Below are 533 nucleotides of genomic sequence, written 5' to 3' on the forward strand. Positions count from 1 at the left end.
TTACCCGTTGATGTATGACATGAACTATTAATTCTATTATTAAGTTTTGCAACTAGTTCATGAAGCTCTTCAAAGTCAAGAGTCCCATTATAAGCTCTTATCTCATCAAGTAATTTCATTGGTGCTTCAACTTTTGCTTTTGTATTCGGTCTACCTGCTACGCAGGGGCACACCTTAAATCCATAATCATTTGCAAATTGTTGAAACTTATTATTTACTTTTCCTTTGCTATACTTTGTTCTAGGTTCATCCATTACAGTTTTCATATTGTCTGTTAATAGTTCCTTCGGAACTCCGCCGAAGGCTTCAAATGATTCATTTAGAAATGAAAATAATATATCTTGAGTTTTATTAAGAGAAAGTCTATATATTCTAAACCTTGAATATGAAAGTATTAATACAAATATGTTAATATTGTTTAGCACATACTATTACTGTACCAAAAAGTAATTAAAAATTCTTCCACCTAGTATTTTCCAAACCTCTTTTTGAAATACTAATTGGTAATAATATTAAGAAAAGAGGTTGTCATG

General features: G+C 30.0%; 1 pseudogene. It reads right to left on the reverse strand.

The window, feature by feature from the left end:
* Positions 1-410 (reverse strand): annotated as a pseudogene (locus KQI30_RS16925) (DDE-type integrase/transposase/recombinase); the annotation flags it as partial.
* Positions 411-533 lie beyond the last annotated feature (123 nt).

The sequence above is a fragment of the Clostridium bornimense genome (assembly GCF_018917145.1).
Taxonomy (GTDB): Bacteria; Bacillota; Clostridia; order Clostridiales; family Clostridiaceae; genus Clostridium_AN; species Clostridium_AN bornimense_A.